This window comes from Photobacterium chitinilyticum (assembly GCF_004104355.1).
GTDB lineage: Bacteria > Pseudomonadota > Gammaproteobacteria > Enterobacterales > Vibrionaceae > Photobacterium > Photobacterium chitinilyticum.
Genome location: NZ_RJLM01000003.1, coordinates 180,746 through 182,668 on the forward strand (window position 1 = coordinate 180,746; position 1,923 = coordinate 182,668).

The following is a 1,923-nucleotide window of genomic DNA, read 5'->3' on the forward strand; positions in this document are numbered from 1 at the left end:
CATCCATTTGAATTCTATGCGGTTACTTGAATCGTTCAACTGGCTGCAATATAACGCCTTCGCATGCCGAGGAAAGGTTTTTCAATTGCATGCCAAGTTAAAGTAGATAACATTAAGCTTGCAGGCAAAACAAGTAATATTGTTGTCATGAGGGCGTCATAATAAGGGTCATTGGTAATAACTAGCCACCACTGCCCTTTCTGAATAGTGCTTATCACCACATAGTGCCACAGGTAAACTGAAAAGCTAAGCATACCTAATGATTTAAACACCTGACAAAGGCGTGTAGGTAACCATTTCACTACGGCACAATAACCTAAAATAAAACTGACACAGATTATGGCCTCAACGAGAGGAATGAAAATTCTCCAGACTTCATCAACAGGCCACCCTCCTCGGTGATTAAACCAAAATGCCAAAAATATAAAACCCAAAAGCCCAAAAACCAAGTAAATTGGATGTTTTATTTGCTTTCCAGAAGCCAATGCATTTCCAGCTAGCATACCAAGTAAAAACTGATCGGCTCTTCCCAGTAACGTCCAGTAACTCATATCTCGCGGACTGGCTCCGTGCATCACTCCAATAAAGCGCAACAAAAGCATCAATACCAATAACGCTAGTATGATTTTCATCCCATTACGATTAAGCAATAACATAAGCAATGGAAATAGCAAATAAAACTGAAATTCAACAGCTATAGCCCAGAACATTGCCGTGAAAGGCCAGATATCAAGCCTGCCATTTATATTCCCCATCATAACTATTGTTTGAATAAAAGATTGAAAATCAAACTGTTTAGGGAAGGCACAAATACCAGCAACCAAGAACAGCATCATCAATGGATAGATACGTAACACTCGATTATATAGAAACGTTCGATACTTTATGTCTTTGCCGGTGCTCCCATAGGCCAATAAGAATCCACTTAACACCATAAATAGAGCCAAAGATATATGAGCTTCTGCTAATAGCGCCATCAATGGGTTATCAGTTTCAATCCAGTGAGTAAAATTAAACGGCTGGTTGAAACGTAATTGGTAAGAAAAAACATGCAATCCATGATAAAAAAGAATCATGAATGCAGCAAACCCCCTGATATGATCCAATTCAGGCATATATCGGATATTCTGACTTTGCATTAATAATTCACCTTAAGTTCACCCATGCCATTCAGAGTATATTGAAGATCTGAGGCCATTAAGTCCGATACTACTCTGCCCTGATCATGAATAAAAAAATGTTCCCCTTCAAACAAAGAGATCACGACTTGTTTCTGTGTATTATTCCACCATAAGTCTAACTTTCGATAATCGACCTCGGCATCATTTTTGGCACCAATAACATGAATTGGAATCGACACTCTCTTATTTGCGTCATAACGAAGTAACCACTCACTTAATGAGAAATCAGAACGTATGATTGGCAATAGAAAAGACATCAGCTCTTCATTTTCCAACACTTCTGGAGGAGACCCATTCAAAAACATCAATTCTTCAATAAGTTCCGCATCAGACAAATTAACACGAGGTCGGATCCCTTTGGCAATGACTGGAGCCTGACGTCCAGAGACAAATAATGCATGAGGAGCAACACCTCTCTGCAGGGCATAATCGGCTAAATGAAAAGCCAATCCAGCCCCCATACTATGGCCAAACAAAGCAAAAGGTCGTCGTTGCTGTGCCAGCAAGTCAATAAACAGCTCCTCTGTTAATTCAGGCACGCTTGCCACTAGATCTTCACAGATACGAACACCGTGCCCTGGAAATTCAACGGGTTGAACTGCAATCCATTCAGGCAAATAACTGTCCCATTGACGGTATATACTGGCATTTCCTCCTGCATACGGTAAACAATACACATCTATTTCTGCTGATGTTTTGGTAGACGGAAATGGTAGCCATCGGTTTGACATAATAAAATCAC

At 40.1% G+C, this 1,923-nt stretch carries 2 protein-coding genes; both read right to left on the bottom strand.

The annotated features are described in order from the left end of the window. Nucleotides 1-35: 35 nt before the first annotated feature. Entirely contained in the window at nt 36-1,139 is a 1,104-nt protein-coding gene (locus EDI28_RS09825) for an acyltransferase family protein (RefSeq protein WP_128783686.1), read from the bottom strand. After that, complete coding sequence (locus EDI28_RS09830) at nt 1,139-1,912, bottom strand: thioesterase II family protein (RefSeq protein WP_128783687.1); 774 nt, start codon at nt 1,910-1,912, stop codon at nt 1,139-1,141. The genes EDI28_RS09825 and EDI28_RS09830 overlap by 1 nt, the downstream gene beginning before the upstream one ends. Between the last annotated feature and the right edge of the window lie 11 nt (nt 1,913-1,923).

Coding starts and splice junctions, on each gene's coding strand:
- EDI28_RS09830 (WP_128783687.1), bottom strand. CDS start 1,912: ATGTCAAACCGATGGCTACCATTTCCGTCTACCAAAACATCAGCAGAA.
- EDI28_RS09825 (WP_128783686.1), bottom strand. CDS start 1,139: ATGCAAAGTCAGAATATCCGATATATGCCTGAATTGGATCATATCAGG.